At 71.3% G+C, this 20,037-nt stretch carries 15 protein-coding genes; 3 read left to right on the top strand and 12 right to left on the bottom strand.

Annotated elements, in window-relative coordinates; all coding sequences use genetic code 11:
• Positions 1 to 109: 109 nt before the first annotated feature.
• The 3 genes from AB0O07_RS13320 (at position 110) to dgoD (ending at position 4,792) form a co-directional block, all read left to right on the top strand.
• On the top strand, positions 110 to 2,446 hold the full coding sequence (locus AB0O07_RS13320) for a glycoside hydrolase family 3 N-terminal domain-containing protein (protein WP_365631600.1): 2,337 nt from the start codon (positions 110 to 112) through the stop codon (positions 2,444 to 2,446).
• Positions 2,447 to 2,608: 162 nt separating this feature from the next.
• The gene (locus AB0O07_RS13325) at positions 2,609 to 3,565 is read left to right on the top strand and encodes a LysR family transcriptional regulator (RefSeq protein ID WP_365631366.1); all 957 of its coding nucleotides are present in this window, start codon (positions 2,609 to 2,611) and stop codon (positions 3,563 to 3,565) included.
• Between the two features lie 75 nt (positions 3,566 to 3,640).
• On the top strand, positions 3,641 to 4,792 hold the full coding sequence (gene dgoD, locus AB0O07_RS13330) for a galactonate dehydratase (protein WP_365631368.1): 1,152 nt from the start codon (positions 3,641 to 3,643) through the stop codon (positions 4,790 to 4,792).
• Here the strand turns inward: dgoD and AB0O07_RS13335 are convergent.
• The 12 genes from AB0O07_RS13335 to asnB form a co-directional block, all read right to left on the bottom strand.
• The gene (locus AB0O07_RS13335; protein WP_365631369.1) at positions 4,779 to 6,233 is read right to left on the bottom strand and encodes a hypothetical protein; all 1,455 of its coding nucleotides are present in this window, start codon (positions 6,231 to 6,233) and stop codon (positions 4,779 to 4,781) included. The two genes, dgoD and AB0O07_RS13335, sit on opposite strands and share 14 nt — an antisense overlap.
• A gap of 279 nt (positions 6,234 to 6,512) precedes the next feature.
• Complete coding sequence (locus AB0O07_RS13340) at positions 6,513 to 7,778, bottom strand: cation:proton antiporter (RefSeq protein ID WP_365631371.1); 1,266 nt, start codon at positions 7,776 to 7,778, stop codon at positions 6,513 to 6,515.
• A gap of 292 nt (positions 7,779 to 8,070) precedes the next feature.
• A complete protein-coding gene (locus AB0O07_RS13345; protein ID WP_365631372.1) occupies positions 8,071 to 9,153 on the bottom strand; it encodes an aminotransferase class I/II-fold pyridoxal phosphate-dependent enzyme in 1,083 nt (360 codons plus the stop codon).
• 14 nt (positions 9,154 to 9,167) lie between these two features.
• Positions 9,168 to 9,752, bottom strand: coding sequence for a flavin reductase family protein (locus tag AB0O07_RS13350; protein ID WP_365631373.1), 585 nt, complete (start codon positions 9,750 to 9,752; stop codon positions 9,168 to 9,170).
• Entirely contained in the window at positions 9,749 to 11,347 is a 1,599-nt protein-coding gene (locus AB0O07_RS13355; RefSeq protein WP_365631602.1) for a tryptophan halogenase family protein, read from the bottom strand. The genes AB0O07_RS13350 and AB0O07_RS13355 overlap by 4 nt, the downstream gene beginning before the upstream one ends.
• 130 nt (positions 11,348 to 11,477) lie before the next feature.
• Entirely contained in the window at positions 11,478 to 12,887 is a 1,410-nt protein-coding gene (locus AB0O07_RS13360) for an FAD-binding oxidoreductase (protein WP_365631375.1), read from the bottom strand.
• A 71-nt stretch (positions 12,888 to 12,958) separates the two neighbouring features.
• On the bottom strand, positions 12,959 to 13,657 hold the full coding sequence (locus tag AB0O07_RS13365) for a hypothetical protein (protein WP_365631377.1): 699 nt from the start codon (positions 13,655 to 13,657) through the stop codon (positions 12,959 to 12,961).
• Positions 13,658 to 13,689: 32 nt separating this feature from the next.
• Positions 13,690 to 14,496: an SDR family oxidoreductase gene (locus AB0O07_RS13370; protein WP_365631379.1), complete on the bottom strand. Its 807-nt coding sequence runs from the start codon at positions 14,494 to 14,496 to the stop codon at positions 13,690 to 13,692.
• Positions 14,493 to 15,212 carry a DUF6875 domain-containing protein gene (locus AB0O07_RS13375; RefSeq protein WP_365631381.1) on the bottom strand — a complete coding sequence of 240 codons (720 nt, stop codon included), beginning with the start codon at positions 15,210 to 15,212 and terminating at the stop codon, positions 14,493 to 14,495. Before AB0O07_RS13375 ends, AB0O07_RS13370 begins: the two co-directional genes overlap by 4 nt.
• 109 nt (positions 15,213 to 15,321) lie before the next feature.
• Positions 15,322 to 16,515 carry a cytochrome P450 gene (locus tag AB0O07_RS13380; protein ID WP_365631383.1) on the bottom strand — a complete coding sequence of 398 codons (1,194 nt, stop codon included), beginning with the start codon at positions 16,513 to 16,515 and terminating at the stop codon, positions 15,322 to 15,324.
• A gap of 88 nt (positions 16,516 to 16,603) precedes the next feature.
• The gene (locus tag AB0O07_RS13385) at positions 16,604 to 17,065 is read right to left on the bottom strand and encodes a DUF296 domain-containing protein (protein WP_365631385.1); all 462 of its coding nucleotides are present in this window, start codon (positions 17,063 to 17,065) and stop codon (positions 16,604 to 16,606) included.
• Between the two features lie 127 nt (positions 17,066 to 17,192).
• The gene (gene asnB, locus AB0O07_RS13390; protein WP_365631387.1) at positions 17,193 to 19,016 is read right to left on the bottom strand and encodes an asparagine synthase (glutamine-hydrolyzing); all 1,824 of its coding nucleotides are present in this window, start codon (positions 19,014 to 19,016) and stop codon (positions 17,193 to 17,195) included.
• Positions 19,017 to 20,037 lie beyond the last annotated feature (1,021 nt).

Consider the following 20,037-nt stretch of genomic DNA (forward strand, 5'->3'; position numbering starts at 1 on the left):
CGAAGCCGCACCCCACGAATCCGCACCGCGCGAAGCCCCCGCCGAAGCCCCCGCCGAGAGCGCCCGTTCCGTCGCGCGGGCGCGCCGCGTCGACGAGCTGATCGCGGCGATGACCGTCGAGGAGAAGCTCGCGCAGCTCTACGGGCTGTGGGCGGGCGCCTCCGCGGACGGTGCCGAAGTCGCCCCGCACCAGCACGACATGGAAGCGCCGCCCGCGCTGGACGAGCTTCTGCCGTACGGGCTGGGCCAGTTGACCCGGCCCTTCGGCACCGTCCCGGTCGACCCGGCGGTCGGGGCGCTCTCGCTGATGCGGACCCAGGAGCGCGTCGTGGCCGCGAGCCGCTTCGGGATCCCGGCGATGGCCCACGACGAGTGCCTGGCCGGCTTCGCCGCCTGGGGGGCCACCACCTACCCGGTGCCGCTCTCCTGGGGCGCCTCCTTCGACCCGGAGCTGGTACGGGCCATGGCGGGCGCGATCGGCCGGGACATGCGGGCGGTGGGGCTGCACCAGGGGCTCGCGCCGGTGCTGGACGTGGTGCGCGACGCGCGCTGGGGGCGGGTCGAGGAGACCATCGGCGAGGACCCGTACCTCACCGGCACGGTCGGGACGGCGTATGTGCGCGGCCTGGAGTCGGCGGGCATCGTCGCCACGCTGAAGCACTTCGCGGGGTACGCCGCCTCGCGCGGCGGGCGGAATCTGGCCCCCGTCTCGCTGGGCGTACGGGAGTTGGCGGATGTGGTGCTGCCGCCGTTCGAGATGGCGGTACGGGAGGGCGGGGCGCGCTCCGTGATGTCCGCGTACAACGACATCGACGGGGTGCCGTGCGCGGCGGACGACCGGCTGCTCACCCGGCTTCTCAGGGAGGAGTGGGGGTTCGAAGGGACGGTGGTCGCCGACTACTTCGGGGTCGGCTTCCTGAGGACGCTGCACGGGGTGGCGGGCGACTGGGGCGGGGCCGCGGTGGCCGCGCTGACGGCCGGGCTCGATGTGGAGCTGCCCACGGTGAAGACCTTCGGGCAGCCGCTGCGGGACGCGCTCGCCGAGGGGCGGCTGCCGGTGGCGGCGGTGGACCGGGCGGTACGGCGGGTCCTCACCCAGAAGGCCGGGCTCGGTCTGCTCGACCCGGGGTGGAGCCCCCGCCCGGACGCCCTCGCCGGGGCGGATCCGGCGGCCGGGCCCGAGGCGCTGCGCGCCACGGTCACCCTGGACTCCTCCGCGCACCGGGCCGTCTCCCGCCGTCTGGCGGAGCGTTCGGTGATCCTGCTGAGCAACGACGGGACGCTGCCGCTCAACTCCCCTGCGGGGGCGGGTGGTCACGGCGGCGGTACGGGCCTCGTGTCCCCGGCCCGGATCGCGCTCATCGGGCCGCAGGGCGACTCCCCCACCGCCGTCCTGGGCTGCTACTCCTTCCCCGTCCATGTCGGCGCCCACCACCCGGAGACCCCGGCCGGTATCGAACTCCCCACCCTGCGGGAGGCGTTGGCGGCGGAGTTCCCGGAGAGCGAGCTGGTCACGGTGGCCGGCACCGGCATCGACACCCCCGCGACCGAGGAGGGGATCGCCGAGGCGGTACGGGCCGCCCGCGCCGCCGATGCCGTCGTCCTCGCCCTCGGCGACCGGGCCGGGCTCTTCGGGCGCGGCACCAGCGGCGAGGGGTGCGACGCCGAAAGCCTCGACCTGCCGGGCACCCAGGGCAGGTTGCTGGACGCCGTACTCGACGCCGTACACGGCACCACCACCCGCGTCGTGGTGACCCTGCTCGCCGGGCGTCCGTACGCGCTGGGCCGGGCGGTCGAGGAGGCCGGGGCGATCGTGCAGGCGTTCTTCCCCGGGCAGGAGGGCACCCCGGCGGTGGCGGGGGTGCTCAGCGGCCGGATCAACCCCTCGGGTCGGCTTCCCGTCTCCGTACCGCGGCTGCCCGGTGCGCAGCCGTCCACGTATCTCGCGGCGCCGCTGGCCCGCAGGAGCGATGTCTCCACCATCGACCCGACGCCCGCCTTCGCCTTCGGCCACGGGCTCACGTACACCGCTTTCACCTGGGGGGAGTTGACCACGGCCGTCACCACGCTGCCCACGGACGGCGCCGCCGCGTTCTCGTTCACCGTCACCAACACGGGCGGGCGGGCGGGGGCCGAGGTGGTCCAGCTCTATCTGCACGACCCGGTCGCCTCGGCCGTCCAGCCCGTACAGCGGCTGGTCGGGTACGTACGGCTTCCCCTGGCGGCGGGCGAGCGGGCGCGGGTGTCCGTCACCCTCCCCGCCGACCTGGCCTCCTTCACCGGGCGGGACGGGCGCAGGATCGTCGAACCGGGCGCGCTGGAGGTCCGGCTGGGCGCCTCCAGCACCGATGTCCGGCTCACCGCCGCGCTGACCCTGACCGGACCGGTGCGGTCCGTGGACCACACCCGCGCGCTGCATGCCGGGCTCCATGTCGAGTCGGTGTGAAGATCTTGTAGCGACTGTGCGGCTCAGGGGATAGCGTTACGGCACGGTCGCCCCTGAGCCGGAGAAACCGGGGCCGTCGGTGGCGTGCGCGGAACACCGGCGCCGGCGCCGACCAGCGGAGCCCCCGCCGACCGGCGGACGGACCCCGGGGAGAGAGCAGAGATGACGCCGACCCAGCTCCGTGCGTACGCCGCCGTCGTCCGCCTGGGTTCGGTGAAGGCCGCTGCGGCCGATCTCTCGGTCTCCGAGGCCGCCGTCTCCATGCATGTCGCCCAGCTCCGCAAGGAGCTGGGCGACAAGTTGTTCACCAGGACCGGCGCGGGGCTCGCCTTCACCCCCGGCGGGCTGCGGCTGGCCAGCCGGGCCACGGAGCTGCTGGGGCTCCAGGACCGCACCATTCTGGAGGTGAGCCAGGCGGGGTCGGGGCGGCGGCTGCTCCGCGTCGCCACGTCGAGCCTCTTCGCCGAGCACGCGGCGCCCGGACTCATCGAACTCTTCGCGGGGCGCGCCGACGACCTGGACGTCGAGCTGAGCGTGCACAGCCCGCGCCGCTTCGCCACCCTGCTCCGCAACCGCACCGTCGACGTGGCGATCGGGCCCCGCCCGGCCGAGCTGGACCCGGCCATCGCCGGCGCCCCGTTCCTCCACTACCGGATGGTGGGCGTCGTCGGCCCGCACCATCCGCTGGCCGGCCGGCCCGCCGGCCCCGGTGAACTCCGCCGCCAGACCTGGCTGCTGGGCCCGTCGGCGGCGGACCGCACCGGGCTCGTCCCGTCCGTGCTCCACCAGCTCCAGGTGGACGAGGAGCACCAGCGGATCTTCCAGAGCCATGCCGCCGCCCTGGAGGAGGCGAAACACGGCAAGGGCGTCGCGTTGGCGCTCTCCTTCGCCGTCACCCGGGCGCTCTCCGGCGGCGAACTCCGCCAGCTCCTCAGCCCGGCGCTCCCCGCGAAGGGTTCCTGGCACACGCTCGCCCTCCCCGGCCGGGACGCGCCCCCGGCGGCGGCCGAGCTGATGCGGTTCGTCACCACGCCGCGCGCGCTCCAAGCGATGCTCCGTGGGGAAGGAGTGACGGCAGGGAGGTTCCGCCCCGCCGTCCATGTGACCCTCTGGAGCTGACGCCCCACCCGCGCGAACCCCCCGTACGTCACCCGCTGGAGTACGCGCACCTCAAGGGAAAGGCAGAACAGAACCGTGAAGATCACCGCACTGGAGACCTTCTCCGTCGCGCCCCGCTGGCTCTTCCTCGCCGTCCGCACCGACGAGGGCATCACCGGATGGGGCGAGCCCGTGGTGGAGGGCCGCTCGGCGACCGTGGCCGCCGCCGTGGCGGAGCTCTCGGACTATCTCGTCGGCCGGAACCCCTTCCGTATCGAGGACTTGTGGCAGGTGATGACGAAGGGCGGCTTCTACCGGGGCGGCCCGGTCCTCTCCAGCGCCGTCTCGGGGATCGACCAGGCGCTGTGGGACATCAAGGGCAAGGCGCTCGGTGTGCCGGTGTACGAACTCCTCGGCGGCGCGGTGCGCGACCGGATGCGTACGTACTCCTGGATCGCCGGGGACGAGCCCGACCGGGTCGCCGAACACGCCCTGGAGCGGGTGGCGCAGGGCTTCGACGCGGTCAAGATGAACGGCACCGGGCGGACCCGCGCACTGGAGTCCAAGGCCGAACTCGACCTGCTGGTGGGGCGGGTGGCGGCGGTCCGGGAGGCGATCGGCGACGCGGCGGACATCGCGGTCGACTTCCACGGGCGGGTCTCCCCCGCCGTCGCCCGCGAGGCGTGCCGGCTGCTGGAGCCGCTGCATCCGCTCTTCGTCGAGGAGCCGGTCGTGCCCGAGCTGACGGCGGACTTCGGGAGGATCTGCGCTGCCACCACCGTGCCGATCGCGACCGGTGAACGCCTCTACTCCCGCTGGGACTTCCGGGAGGTGCTGGGCGCGGGCATCGCGGTGGCGCAGCCGGACGTCTGCCACGCGGGCGGCATCTCGGAGGTGCGCAGGATCGCCTCGATGGCGGAGGCGTACGGGGTCTCCCTCGCCCCGCACTGCCCGCTGGGCCCGGTCGCCTTCGCCGCGAGCCTCCAGATCGACTTCGCGACCCCCAACGCGCTGATCCAGGAGACCAGTCTGGGCATCCACTACAACACGGAGGGCGGCTCGGACCTGCTCGACTACCTCGTGGACACCAGCGTCTTCGACTTCACCGACCATCATGTCAACCTGCTGACCGGGCCGGGGCTCGGCATCGAGATCGACGAGGCGGCGGTGCGCGCGGCGGCCGAGGTCGGCCAGCGCTGGCGCAACCCGGTGTGGCGGAACCCGGACGGCTCCTTCACGGAGTGGTAGTCCCGCCCGTACCGGCCGCGGAGGTGCCGGAGAGCCGTCGCCGGTAGCGGTACGCCAGCGCCGCCAGCACCACGGCCGCCCCGGCTCCGCCCACGCCCCAGCGGAAGGGGGCCGTGCGGTGGAACGGGGCGGGCGAGGCCTCCAGGGGGAAGGAGGCGGTGTCGTTGCCGGGGGTGCGGTCGTAGGGGTGGTAGGTACGGATGGTGCCCCGGGCCCCCGGGACCTGGCGGTCGATGCGGACCCGGAAGCCGAGGGTGACGCTCCCGGCGTCCCGCTGCCCGTCCATGGAGCGGGCCTTGTCCAGCTCGCAGACGAAGGCGCCGCCCTTCGCGGCGGGCCGCTCGCACGCCCAGTCGCCGGGGTCGCCCTCGATGGAGTACGGGATGGAGGTGACCGTGGTGCCCTCGGGCGGGACCACCTCGAAGCGGCCCTGCTCGTCCATGCCGCCGTTCTGCCCGGGGCCGTTGTTCCGCGCTCCGAGCCGTACGGTCACGGTGTCGCCGACCCGGCCCCGTACGGGCGCGGCGATCGGCTCGTGGTCGGCCTGGACCGTGGTCTCCACGGGGACGGACCCGGTGGCCCCGGTGAACCCCTGGTCCGGGGTGGCCGCGAGGGTGAGCGGGGCGTCCGTACCGCGCACGGTGAGCCCCTTGGACGAGGGCTCGCCGGGGCCGCCGACGTCGGAGGACCAGGTGTAGGCGAGGGTGGCGGCGAGGGTGCCGGGGGCGGCGGTGATCCCGACCGGGGAGCTGGTGCGGTACGCGGTGCCGGGTGCGGGCCGGGTGGTGAAGGTGCACCACGCCTCGGTGTACGCGGGGTTGAAGAGGCAGTTCTCGGGGCGCCCGGCGATGATCACACCGTCCTGCGAGGAGAGCCGCAGGCCGACACCGTTCGCGGGGGTGAAGCGGCTGTGGTTGGCGAACCGGGGCGTCACCGAAGCGGACTCCGCGGGCTTCCCCGGCTCGACCCCGGTGAGCGGCTTCTCCTCCCCGGGGGTGAGCAGGGTGGGGCCGCCCACGGTCATCCGGGTGGTGCCGGTGACCGGGGCGGCGTTGTCGGCGGTGGCGGTGTAGGTGACCGTACCGCTGTCGCCCGGGGAGACCCCGGCCGCCCCGGTGAGGACGAAGGGGTTGTTGGACTCGCCGTCGCCGTTCTGCACATCGCCGTAGCGGCAGGTGAACACCGCGCCCTTCCGCCCGCAGTTGCCCCCGCCGCCGGGCTCGGCGCGGGCGACCCCGCCGAGCCCGGAGACGTTCACGGTGACGGTGACACCACGGGCGTCGCCGCCGTCGCTCCGTACCACCGACACGGGCACCACGAAGTCGGTGTTCCGCGCCTCCGCGCCCTCGTCCGCCGGGTAGAGGGTGAACTCCGCCGGGGCTTCGAGGCGGAGGGTGACCTGGCCGGAGCCGTCGGCGGGGGCGGCCCCGGCGGTGGTCACGGGGGACAGGGCGGCGGCGAGGAGGGTGGCGGCGAGGGCGCGTACCGGGGTGCGGGCTCTCCCGGTGTGTTTCGCCGTGCCGGCCGGCCTGTGTGTCGGTGTGTGTGCCGCGGCGTGTGCCGGTGTGCCTGCCGGAGTGGTTGCCGGAGTGGTTGCCGGTGTGTGTGCCGGCCCGTGCGGCCGCGGGTGTATCGGCGTGGACGCCGGCATGAACGCTGGGTGCATGCGCTCCATGGCAGCAGGTGTGCGGCGCGCCACGCAACTCGCCCGGAGCAGTGTTCAGTTGGCGGCGTCCTGCTTCTCCCTCACCTCCGTGGGGGCGGGGTCGGGCGGGTTGAGTTCGACATGTCCCGAGGTGCCGAGCACCTTCAGCAGCGGTCCGGTGAGCACCGTGGTGACCACCGCCATGAACACCATGATGGAGTAGAACTGCTGGTTGATCAGGCCCATTTCGAGCCCGACGGAGACGATGACGATCTCGGTGAGCCCCCGGGTGTTCATGAGGACGGCGGCCGTCAGCGACTGGCCGTGTTCCGCGCCGGCCAGCCGTCCCGCCACGTACACCCCGACCGTCTTGGTCGCGATGGAGACCGCGATCACCAGGGCGAGGGTGAGGAGGACTCCGCCGCCGACGCCCGAGAGGTCGACCTTCATCCCGGCGACCACGAAGTAGAGCGGCAGCAGGAGATAGCCGCTCTGCTGCATCCGCGTCACGACCAGATGGCGCATCCGCTCGGAGACCCCCGCGCGCGGCATGATGGCGCCGAACGCGAAGGCGCCGAAGATGAAGTGGATGCCCATCCATTCGGTGGCGGCGGCGCAGAGCAGCAGGCCCGCGACGAGGACCGGGAAGAGGACGGTGGCCTCGCGGTCCTCGCGTTCCGCGCGGTGGACGGCGCGCCGGAGCGCGGGCCGTACCACCAGGCCCAGGAGGAGCACGAAGAGCGGCATCAGGGCCGTACGCCACTGTCCGGTGCCGCCCGCGAACGCGATGACCCCGGCGAGGCAGATCCAGGCGACCAGGTCGCCGATGGCCGCGGCGACGAGGACGACGGCGCCGGTGGCCGTACGGTTGAGCCGCCGGTCGGCGAGGATACGGGCCAGTACGGGGAAGGCGGTCACGGAGACGGCCACCCCGACGAAGAGCACGAACCCGGTGTGGCTGCCGGGCGCGTAGGTGGCGGCCAGCGGGATCGCGACGGCGATCCCGCCCGCGAGCGGCAGCAGGACCGAGCCGGCGGCGACGGCGACGGGGACCCGCTTACGGCCCCGGAGCAGGGCGCCGTCCATCTCGTACCCCACGAGGAACATGAAGGTCGCGAGGCCGACATGGGCCAGCCCGGCGAAGACGGGGCGCACGGCGTCCGGGAAGATGGTCTCGCTCGCGGTGGCCGACAGCACCATGGGGCTGGCCAGGATGCCGGCCAGGATCTCGCCCACGACCGGGGGCTGTCCGACCCGGCGGAGCAGGGCGCCGAAGAGTTTGGCGGCGCAGATGGCGAGGGTCAGGGCCAGGAAGAAGTCGGATACGGCGTTACCAGTCATCGGAATCAGCCTCGGAGGGCGTCAGGGGGCAGGGGGCAGCAGCGCGGGGGGGGGAGGGGCAGCGGCGCGGAGGGCAGGGGGGAACCCGGTGGGTCTGCTGGGGGAGGCAGGCCCACCGGGGGTACGCGGCACACCGGCGTACACAGTGCGAGGCGCACACCGGCGTGCACTGAGCAACGCGCACACCGGCGTACACAGTGCGACACGCACACCGGCGTACACAGTGCGACACGCACACCGGCGTGCACAGGGCGGGGCGCACACCGGCAGGCACGCCGGTGTCACGCCGGTGTCACACCGACAGGAACTCCTTCGCCGCGATCAGCACCCGCCGGTGCGCCTCCTCGGTCCCCACCGAGATCCGTACGCCGTCGCCGGAGTAGGACCTGACCAGGACGCCGGCCCGCAGCGCCGCTTCGGCGAAGCGGTCCGACTCTCCGCCCAGGGGGAGCCAGACGAAGTTGGCCGAGGAGGGGATCGGGGTGAGTCCCTGAGCCCCGAGGTCGGCGTGCAGGTCGGCACGTAACCGCCGTACATGCGCGAGCCGTCGGGCCAGCTCCTCGCCCTGGGCGAGGGAGGTCACGGCCGCCTGTTCGCCGGAGTGGGTGACGGAGAACGGGATGACCGTCTTGCGGGCCCGCAGGGCGATCTCCGCGGAGGCGAAGGCGTACCCGACCCGGAGCCCGGCGAGACCGTACGCCTTGGAGAACGTCCGCAGCAGGACGACGTTCGGGTACTCCCTGATCAGCCCGAGGTCGTGCGGGTCCTCCTCCTCGTCGAACTCCATGTACGCCTGGTCGACGATGGCGGCCACCCGGGGCGGGAGCGCCGCCAGGAACTCCCGGAGGGTGTCCCGGGGGATCCGGCGTCCGGTGGGGTTGTGCGGGGAGCAGAGGATGACCGCGCGGGTACGGGAGGTGACCCGCCCGAGCAGTTCCGGCAGGTCGTGCTCGCCGGTGGCGGTGAGCGGCACCGGCACCCCGGTGGCGCCGGTGACGGCGACCAGCAGGGGGTAGGCGTCGAACCCGGGCCAGGCGTAGAGGACTTCGTCGCCACGCCCGGCGAGGACCAGCAGGAGCTGCTGGAGGACACCGCCGCTGCCGGGCCCGACCACTGTCTCGGCCGGCTCGGCGCCGAAGTGCCGGGCCAGGTTGGCCTTGAGGAAGCGGGCGGCGGGGTCGGGGTAGAGGTTGACGCGAAGGCCGCTGCGGTGCAGCGACTCCGCGACCGCCGGGAGCGGCGGCAGCATGAGTTCGTTGTTGGAGAGGTCGAGGATGTCGGGGGCGTCGGGGGTGGCGCCGTCGGAGCGGTAGGCGGCGAACTTGTCGAGCTCCGTGTTGTCGAAGGAGACCTGCTCGGCCTGGTGGGGAGTCACCTGGGATGGAGTCATCATTGTCCCGTCTCGGTGAGGAGCGGTTCCGGCTCCCGGCCCTCGCCGCCGGTGGGCAGCGGCCAGGCGGCGAACGAGCGCAGACCGTACAGGAGCGGGGTGGCGTCGGTCTGGGAGATACGGCCGACCTCGCCGAAGACCACGGTGTGGTCGCCGATCTCCTGGACGCCGCTGACCCGGCACTCCGCGACCGCGAACGCGTCCTGGGCGAGCCAGGGCATTCCGGAGCCGCACTCGCGCCAGTGGACGCGCGCGAAGCGGTTGGGGTCGGGCCCGGAGAAGACCTCGGCCGCGTGCCGCCCGCCCTCGTGGAGGAGGTTGACGGCGAAGCCGCCGCTGGCCCGGACCGCGTCGAGGGTGGCGCTGCCGTTGCGCAGGCAGACCAGCAGGGTGGGCGGGGAGAGCGTGGCGCTGGTGACCGACGAGCAGGTCATGCCGCGCGGGGTGCCCTGGGCGTCGCGGCTGGTCACCACGGCGATTCCGGTGGGGAAGGCGCTCATCAGGTCGCGGTAGTGCTGCCGCGATGTCACCTGCCCCGGCGGGTCCGGCGGCGCCTGCGTCGCCTGTTCCGTCGCCCCCGTCACGACGCACCGTGGAGCTGGCGCAGCAGCTCGTACGTGGAGGGCAGCTCCTCGACCAGGGTCTCCTGCTTCCGCTTGACGTCGGCGAAGAGCACGTCGGCCTCGGCCGTCGACTGGGGCTTGTAAGCGAGCGCGGGCAGCGGGGTGCGGGGCATCAGGCCGAGGCCGGCGAAGATGCAGTAGTAGCTGCCGTTGGTCCAGAAGTTGCGGAACTCGGCCTCGAAGTTGCCGTAGTAGGTACCCTCGTCGGTCACCGGCAGGTTGACGGGAAGACCGGCGCGGTAGGTCTCGACCTTGTCCTTGATGGAGTCGGCGAGGGTGAGTTCCTTGTTGGCCCGCCAGAACGGGGTGTCCATGCGCGGCGAGAAGTAGTAGTGCGCCTGGAGGAAGTCCCGGGTGTCGTCGAACATCTCCTCGATCTCCCGGTTGAACCGGTCGACGAGGACCTTGTCGAAAGTCTTGTCCGGGAAGTGCTTGGCCAGCATGTGGATGGCCGCGTAGATGAAGTAGATGCCGCTGGACTCCAGGGGCTCCACGAAGCAGGAGGCGAGGCCGACACTGACGCAGTTGCGCACCCAGGCCCTGCGGTTGCGGCCGACCCGGAAGCGGACGTGGTTGAACTCGGTGTGGTCCGGGTCGAGCCCCCACAGCTTGGCGAAGGCGAGGGTGGCCTCGTCCTGGGTGGCGAAGTCGTTGGAGTAGACGTGCCCGGAGCCGAACCGGCCCAGCATGGGGATCTTCCAGGTCCAGCCGGCCTCCATGGCGATCGAGGAGGTGTACGGCTCGACACCGTTCTTCTCGTCGTCGTGCGGGACGGCGGTGGCGACCGCGCTGTTGCAGAGGAGGTGGTCGCTCATGTCGATGAACGGCTCCTCCATGGCCTTGTTGATCAGCAGTCCGCGGAAGCCGGAGCAGTCGACGAACAGGTCGCCCTTGAGGAGCCGGCCCGACTTGGTGCGCAGCGCGGTGATGAACCCGCGTTCGTCGGTGAGGACTTCGGTCATCTCGTCCTCGACGTGCTCGACCGCCTGCTTGGTGACGGCGAACGTGCGGAGGTACGCGGCGACGCGCGCGGCGTCGAAGTGCCAGGCGTAGTTGGTGGCCCGGCGCATGTCGAGGAAGCGGGGGGCCTTCTTGGCGTCCATGATGGCCGTGTCGGCGAAACAGGCGGCGTCGAAGGGCTCGTCGGTCTCGCCCTGGAGCCGCTTGGCCGCCCAGTAGTGGGAGAGCGGGATCTGGTCGGCGGAGGGCAGCAGCCCGAACGGGTGGTGGAAGGTGTCGGGCCGGCCGCCCTCCACCGTACGGGGGGTGGGACATCCCTCGCCGGGCGTGCGCCAGTTGATGAATTTGACGGCCATCTTGTAGCTGGCGTTGCACTCCCGCATCCACTCCTCCTCGGGGATGCCGAGGTAGTCGAAGAAGGCGCGCTGGAGGTTGGGGACGGTCGCTTCGCCCACGCCGATACGCGGGATGGTGGGCGCCTCCAGGACCACGATCTTCACCGTGTTCTGGAGGGCCTTGCCGAGGTAGGACGCGGCCATCCAGCCGGCGGTGCCGCCGCCCAGGATCACGACGGTCTTGATGCGGTTGTCCACGATGGGCTCCTTCAGGAATTCGAGCGGGGGTGGGTCGGTGCGGTGTGCCGAGCCGAACGGACCTCTTCGACTTCTTGAAAAGCGGCTCCGTGTGCCTGTGGTGCTGGTGGTGCTGGTGGTACGGGGCCGGGAGTCAGCCGGTGGTGACCAGACCCCGGGCGCGCAGGTCGGCGAGGACGGTGCCGGGGAGACGGGCGGCGGCGGCCTGGGTCTCGGTGAGCGACACCGGGATGGACTGCTCGAAGGAGAAGACGTTCTCCGGGTCGTACGCGCGCTTCACCTCCATCAGCCGGGGCAGGTTCTCGCCGTAGTAGGCGTGCAGCCAGTTCTCCAGGTCGCGGTCGGGGCTGTTGACATAGGCGCCGCCGGTCATGAAGGGGTCCAGCTCCGCCCGGATGCCGGAGAGCCAGCTCAGGTGCTCCTCGTCGGACTCCGCCCCGTGCCAGTGCCCGAGGTACTCGACGCAGATCGACGCGTCGCGGTGTGCGAACGCCGAACTCTCCGGGGCCACGGAGCCGAGCACGGTGCCGCCCAGCCCGTAGAACCCGGTCTTCACCCCGGCGGGCGCGTCCCGGTGCCAGCGCTCCAGGGTCTTCAGCGCCTCGGTGGAGAGCGGCCCGGCGGCGAGCGCGGGCACGAACTTGGCCCGGATCGAGGGGACTTGCTCGCTGAAGGTGCCGACGCACTCCATGTACGGCATGGTGCGGACGGAGAAGTCCCGGGGCGGGTGGGCGTTGGTCAACGGGGCGAGCAGCGCGCGCAGTTCGTCGGCCGGCCCCTCGAAGAGGCCGATCGTCATGACACTGTCCGCCGCCTGCGGGAAGAAGTTGAAGCGGGAGTTGATCCGGGAGTCGGCGTCGAGGATCCAGTGCTGCCAGGCGTCGAGCACCCCGATGCCGCCCTGCCACCCCCACTCCAGGCGGAAGATCGTCACATCGGAGATCGGCTTCATCTCGAAGGTGTACGAGGTGGCGATCCCGTAGTTGCCGCCCCCGCCGCCCCGGCACGCCCAGAGCAGGTCGGCGTGGTGGTCCTCGTCCACCCGGAGGGTCTCGCCGTGCGCGTCGACCAGGGTGAGCCCGACCAGGTTGTCGATGAGCAGGCCCCGGGAGCGTACGAGCATCCCGATGCCGCCGCCGAGCACATGGCCGCCGATCCGGATGTCGGGGCAGACCCCGGCGGGGATGGTGCCGCCCACGGACCACAGGTTGGCGTACACCTCGCCGAGGTGGACACCGGGGCTGATGGTCGCGCGGGAGCGGTCCTCGTTGACGGCGATCGAGCCGAGCTTCGACAGGTCGATGACGATGCCGTCGTCGAGGGTGCAGAAGCCCTCGCTGTTGTGACCGCCGGAGCGGATACGGAACGGGACGCCGTTGTCCCGTACGTGATCCACCGCGGCGGCGACCTCGTCGGTGTTCGCCGGGTACATGATGGCCTGGGGCCGGCAGTCGAACCGGTTGTTCCAGATCCGGCGCGCCCGCTCGTAGTCGGGGTCGGACGGCGTCGTCACCGTACCGGCGTTCCGCGGATACTCGTGCATGCGTGGTCCTTTGGCTCGGGGCGCCTGGGAGCGGCGGTGTGTTCTGCGGTGGTCCGGTGGTGCGGAGGGGATCACTCGGCCCCGGTGTGGCCTGCCACGAAGTTCCTGACGGTGATCTTCCTGACCCGCGCGGCCGGGTCGTCGGTGGCGGGCGGGGACCAGGCGGCATAGGTGTGGGTGATGCCGCCGCCCCGGCTCTCCAGGTAACAGATGATGTTGAGCGGCCAGCCGGCGTTGCGGAACAGGTACTCGTCCATCCGGCTGGGGTTCTCGCTCAGGCTGTCGTTGCCGCGTTCGTGGGCGGGCCCGATGCGGTGCCAGTCCGGGTGCATATGGACCGAGCCCAGCATCTCCAGCCCGGCGTCCTCGAACTGCCGCACGACCTTGAGGAGTTCGCGGGAGTCACACCAGAACCCGCGCTCCCCGTCGTCGTACTGCTTGCCGAACTGGGGGACGATGTTCTCCTTGAACTCCTCCAGCGGTACGGACTCGACGGCCCGTACGTTGGTGGCGAAGGCGACCTGCTTCACGATCATCGCGTCGTCCTCGAACACCCCGCCCAGCAGCCCGAAGCTGTTGGGCCGGTGCAGCCGGGGCCCCTCCGCCTTCACCGACTCCAGGCCGAGGCGGTACTGCTCGGTGGCGTCGTCGACGAAGGCCGCGAAGGTGTCGGTGTCGATGACCGCGACGGAGAGGTGTGCGAAGAGCCCGGCGGGGTGGGCCTCAGGGGCCTGGTGGCTCTCGTCGTGCGCCAGCGTGCTGTCCAGCATGGTGGTGCTCCTTTCCGGGTGTGAGCTGGGTTTCAGACGATTCCTCCGTTGGCGCGCACCACCTGCCCGTTGATCCAGCCGCCGTCCTCGCCGGCCAGGAACTCCACCACCGCGGCGATGTCCTCGGGCCGCCCGATCCGGCCCAGCGGGATCTGCGCGGCCAGCGCCTCGATCGCCTCCGGGGGCCGGCCGCTGAGGAAGAGTTCGGTGCCGGTGGGCCCCGGGGCGATGGCGTTGACGGTGATGTCGCGGCCCGCGAGCTCCTTGGCGAGTTGCCGGGTCAGCACCTCGACGGCGGACTTGGCCGCGTTGTAGAGGGCCTGGCCCGGGGCGCCCAGGGCGAGGGCCGAGCTGGAGAAGGTGATGACCCGCCCGCCCGGGCGCACCCGGTTGGCGGCGGCCCGCAGCAGATGGAAGGTGCCGCGGAGGTTGACGTCCACGACCCTGTGGAAGTCGTCGTCGTCCGTATCGGCGATCGGACCGCGCCGCGCGGCATGGGCCCCGGCGGAGCAGACAACGATGTCCACCCGGCCGTAGGCGGCCTCCGCCGCGTCGAAGAGCAGTACGACGTCATCCGTCCTGGCGATGTCCGCCCGCACGGCGAGCGCCCGCCCGGAGCCGCCGCCGGCCCCGTTGCCGGTCCCGCCGGGCGTCCCGCCGGCCGCTCCGGAGGCCGCCCCGGAGATCTCCCCGGCCAGCTTCTCGGCGGCCACGGTGTCCTGGACGTATCCGATGACGACATCCACCCCGCCCGCCGCGAGCCGGCGCGCGATCTCCGCGCCGATCCCCCGGCCGCCGCCGGCCACGATCGCCACCCTGCGTGGCGTCGCGCCCGTCACCGCTCGGACTCCGCACGGACGCGCAGCTCGTCGATGGCGCTGCGGCCCTTCTCCGACCAGCGGGACCCCTCGCCGTCCTCGAAGCGCTGTCCGTACGATTCGAGGAACTTGATCCGGTCGGCGACGGGGTCGTCCACCCGGTTGAGGAACGGCAGGTCGGAGTCGACCATGTGCCGGATGGCGAGGAGCGGGATCGGGCTGCGCAGCGGCCGGAACCCCGGGTTGTGGAGCCCGCCCTGCTCGCTCAGCGGATGGAACTTGCCGATCATCAGGCCGGAGGCGACGAATTCCGCCTTCAGCCTGCGGTGGGTCTCGTCCACCACCTCGGCCGCGTCCTCCTCCCGTACATCCGGGAGGATCACCATGATCGCCTTGTCCATGGCCTCCTGCCCCGAGACCGGCTCCATGCGGAGGATGGTCTCCCGGTACGAGGCGATGATCCGGTCGATCTCCGCCTCGGTGCGGTGGGCCGTGCGCAGCACGACGAACGAGACCCGGTTCATGGAGAGGGCGCGCGGGATGAACGGGCAGACGGAGCCGCCCCGGCCGAGGTCGGGGTGGGGCTTCGACAGGAACTCGGTGCACCAGTCGGCGATGGTGCGGATGGCCGGCAGGTCCTCCGCCATCCGGTCCACGTCCTCGGGGCGGTAGAGCACGGGCATGTCGTCGGGCCTGCCGCCCGGCATGCCGTCGGGCGTCGCTTCTGCGGTACTCATAACGGCCTCACCTCCCAGTTCTCCAGGTTCTCCGTACGCACGGCGCTCGCCGAACTCGCCGAACTCGCCGTACTCGCCGTACTCGCCCTGCTCACGGTGCTGGCCGTGCTCACCATGTGAGCGGCAGCTCCGCGATCGCGTGCGTCATCATGTCCGGCTTCCAGACGATCTCCTCGGCGGGTACGGCGAGCCGCAGGTCCGGGAAGGTGCGGACGAGCACGTCGTACGCCTCCTGCAACTGCACCCGGGCGAGATACGCGCCGATGCAGTAGTGCGCGCCCTTGCCGAAGGCGATGTGCGCGTTGTCCACGCGGTGGATGTCGAACCGGTCGGGGTCCGCGAACCGCTTCGTGTCGCGGTGTGCCGAGGAGATGACCGGCATGACGCCTTCCCCGCGCCGGACGGTCCCGGACGGCAGCTCGACATCGTCGGTGGCGACCCGGAGGAAGCCCACGTCGGCGGGGAAGTCGTGGCGCAGCACCTCCTCGACGGCGGCGGGCACCAGCGAGGGGTCCGCGACCAGTTGGGCGTACTGCTCGGGGTGGCGGAGCAGGGTGAAGATGCCGCGCCCGATCGAGGTCATGGTGGTCTCGTGCCCGGCGAGCAGCAACGAGCGTGCGGTGTCGCAGAGTTCGGCCTCGGTGAGCCGGTCGCCGTCCTCGGTGGCCTGGATCATGGCGTCGAGGAGGTCGGTGCCGGGCTCGGCGCGGTGCTTCTCGATGAGGTCGACCAGGTACGCGAAGAACTCCTCGCGCCCCGCGACGCGTTCGTCGGCCATGTCGGGCGTGATGCTCATCGCCACGTACGACCAGTGGCGGAACTGGTCGAGGTCGCTGTCGGCGACACCGAGCACCCCGGCGATCACCCGCATGGGCAGCGGCTCGGCGAGCCCGGCCATCAGGTCGACGGGGCCGGGACCGGACGCGGCCATGGTGTCGACCAGTTCCTGGACGATCTCGCGGATGCGCGGCCGGAGCTTCTCGATGTTCCGTACGGTGAACGCGCGGCTGAGGAGGCGGCGTACCCGTGTGTGGCGCGGCGGGTCCATGTTGATCAGCGTGTCGCGGTCGTCGGACATGTCGGCGCCGGCCTGGAGCCGGGGGCAGCCGGGCTTGCTCAGATCGCGGCTGAACCGGGGGTCGGTGAGGACGGCCTCGACATCGTCGAAGCGGACCGCGAGCCGTACGGCGTCCCCGCTGGGCAGGGTGACCTGCCCGAGCGGGTCGGTGTCACGGCGCCGGGCACAGCTCGCGGGAATCGCGCCGAGCGGCTCTTCGGGGAAGGGGAAGAATTCAGCGGACATGGCTCTCGCTCTCGGTTCTGGTCGTTCGACTTTCGACTTTCGACTTTCGACTTTCAGTGTTCGGCGTTCGGCGTTCGGCGTTCGGCGCTCAGTCTTCGAAAGTGAGCAGAGGAACGTCGTACAGGTCGGCGTGGACCGGCCGGCGCATATTCGGGGAGGCGACCTCGACGATCAGCATCTCGGTCAGATACTGGACCGTCGCCGAGATCAGATGGCTGGAGTAGGCCAGCGCGGACTGCTGCTTGAGGCCCACAGTGACATGCACATGCGGGACGACAATCTCCTTGACCGGGTCATAGGAGAAGGTCCCGGATCCGACGGCCTCGACCTTCTCCAGGTATACGGGAAGACGTACGGGGGCCTCCGGGTCCTCGACCCGCGCACACGTTCCCGCGATCTCGGTCTCGGCGAAAGCGGCGAGGAACATCGGAATGTACCCCTGACGGACGTCGTTCTCCTTGCAGAAGTCCGCCAGCGTCTGGAAGAAGTCCTCCTTGTGGTCGAAGTTGAGCCCGAAGGACCTGCCGGTCTTCAACTCGCTGCTGCGCATACGGAAACCACTCCTGTCGAATAGGACGTGCGGAGAAAAGAAGGGGAAGCGGGGGAAGACGGGGAAGCGGGGGGAGCGAAAGGCGGCGAAGGAGGTGAAGGGCGGCGCCGGACGGACGGCAACGCCCTCAGACGTCGACGCGCAGCGCCTGGGAGTCCAGCCAGGCGTTCAGGTCGAGCACCATCTCCAGGCTGATCCGGGTCACCGTGGACGCGGTCGCCTCCGGCGGTGTCGCGAGCAGCCCCTGGACGGCCTCGTCGTCCAGGAGCGGCAGTACGGGCGCGGTGCCCTCCGCGATCAGCTCGGTCAGTGTGGCGCGGAGCGCCTGCCCGTACGCGGGGTCCTGGGTGGCGGGGTACGGGCTCTTGCGGCGCTCCAGGATCGACTCCGGTACGAGGTCGGAGACGGCGGCCCGGAGCAGGCTCTTCTCGCGCCCGTCGAAGGTCTTCATCGCCCAGGGGGTGTTGAACACGTACTCCACCAGGCGGTGGTCGCAGAACGGCACCCGGACCTCAAGGCCGTGCGCCATGCTCAGCCGGTCCTTGCGGTCCAGGAGCATGTTCACGAAGCGGGTGAGGTGGAGGTACGAGACCTCGCGCATCCTGCGCTCGCGGGCGCTCACCCCGGCCCCGGTCAGATACGGCACCTCGGCCAGCGCGTCGGCGTACCGGTCGCGCTCGTACGACGCGACGTCGAGCTGCTTGCGGAGCGCCGGGTCGAAGAGGTCCTCGGGCCGCTGCTTCTGCATCATGAAGACGAGCCAGGGGAAGGTCCCGGAGTCCACGGCCTTGGGCAGGTGGAACCAGGCGTACCCGCCGAACACCTCGTCGGCGGACTCCCCGGAGAGCGCGACGGTCGAGCGTCCCTGGATGGCCCGGAACAGCATGTAGAGCGAGGAGTTCATGTCGCCGCTGAACTGCGGGTACTCCCAGGCGTCCAGCACACTGACGCGGAGCCGGGGATCGGTGAGCTCGGTGGTGTCGAGCGTGATGTCGGTGTGATCGGGGCGCAGATGCTCCACCGCGTCGCGGACGAAGGGCCCGTCGGCGCTGCCGCGCATCTCGTCCGGCTGGAAGTGGTCGGCGTACCCGGCGAAGTCGACGGCGAAGGAGCGGACGTCGCCGTGCTTGAGGGCCAGGGCGGTGAGCGCGCTGGAGTCGAGGCCGCCGGAGAGCAGGCTGCAGAGCGGGACGTCCGAGACGAGCTGCCGTTCCACGATGTCTTCCAGGAGTCCGCGCACCGTACGGACGGTCGTGTCCACGTCGTCGGTGTGTTCCTGGGCCGTGAGCTGCCAGTACCGCCGCTTGGTGAGGCCCTGGCGGCGGACCTTCACCACCTCGCCGGCGCGCACCTCGTGCATGCCCTTGTAGAGGGAGACCCCTGGCGTCTGGGTGATGGTGAAGATCTCCCGCAGCCCGTCGGCGTCCACGGCGTGGTCGGCCTGGGGGTGGGCGAGGATGGCCTTCGGCTCGGAGCCGAAGAGCACGCCGCCGTCGGGGAGCGGGTAGTAGAAGAGCGGTTTGACGCCCATCCGGTCCCGGATGAGCAGGAGTTCCTCGCGCCGGGTGTCCCAGAGGGCGAAGGCGTAGATGCCGTTCAGCTTCTCGGGCAGGGCCTCGCCCCACTCCAGATAGCCGCGTAGGACGACCTCGGTGTCGCTGCGGGTCCGGAAGCGGTGCCCCTTGGCCTCCAACTGGGACCGTAACTCACGGAAGTTGTAGACCTCTCCGCTGTACGTGAGGACGGCCGCGTCGTCGGCGGCCATGGGCTGCCTGCCCCCTTCGACGTCGATGACCGCCAGCCGGCGGTGGCCGAACGCCGCGTGGGGGGCGAGCCAGACGCCGGTGTCGTCCGGCCCGCGTAACGCCATGGTTTCCGTCATGGCCTGCACGGTGGACCGCTCCCTGGTCAGGTCGCGGTGGAAATCTACCCAGCCTGCGATACCGCACATATGGCTTCCCATTCTCGGTTCGGTCGCTTCGCCCCCCGGTCCGGCGAAATACGCATGCCGAGACCGTCGGTACGTCAGGAACGCACGCCGGAAAGGCCGGTCGTGCCAACACCCGATGGCGCGCCGGAAAGTGGCGACGGGGTGCGTGAAGGAGTAGGGGATTACTCAATGACAGAGGAAACAGAAGGAGGACAGAGAGACAACAGAAGACAGCAGGAGACAGCAGCGGACAGCGTGAGACAGCGGAAGACGGCAGGAAGACGGCAGGAAGAGACAGCAGGGTGAGAGAGCAGGAGACAGCGGATACTGAAGGAAAGGGATCGCGCATCCCCATGCGCGGATGCGGACCTTTGTGCTCCGTGCGGGAACCGGCGCTCGCACCAAGGAGAACAATCACCGGCTGAGGCGCTTGCCAAACGACGTTTCTCAACGGCGCTCGCTCAACTGTTCAACGGGCCGGCCCACGAATGCGTTCGTGTGTCGGCGTCGGGGGCAGATCCTGCCACGGCCGTCATCCGGTGGTCCATAGCGGCTTTTCGACACCTGTGCATTCCAGCCTCACCGAGCGGTGAACCGGACATGGGCGAGGGCCCGTTCGGTCAGAAGGGGGTCACCCCGCAGCCTTTTCCGGGCCACCGGGCCGCCGTCGGCCCCCCTCGGCCCCGGGGCGCCGTACCCGGCCCCGTAGCGAAGGAAAAACGGTTCTTCTGCTCGTCACTTCCGGATCCGGCCCCGGTACGCCCGACCGGTCAGCGGAACGCGCCCGGACATCTGACCGGTCCGTCCGTGCCTCGGTTGCGGGCAGCGCCCGGTTGGCCGAATAGAGCCCCGCAATACTCCGTTCACAATCCAGGGGGCCCTTCGGCTTCACCCGGACACCCCCCGGCGGTCACCCGCCACGAGGGCCCCTCCCCCGCCTCCGCCACCCCTCCGGCGGCACTCCCCCGGCGGCCCCGGTCGCCCGGCGGTCGCGCCGCCGCCCGGCCCCGCCCGGCCCGTCTGCCCCAAAGGACGGCAGGTC

Source organism: Streptomyces sp. NPDC093085, assembly GCF_040683935.1.
Taxonomy (GTDB): Bacteria; Actinomycetota; Actinomycetes; order Streptomycetales; family Streptomycetaceae; genus Streptomyces.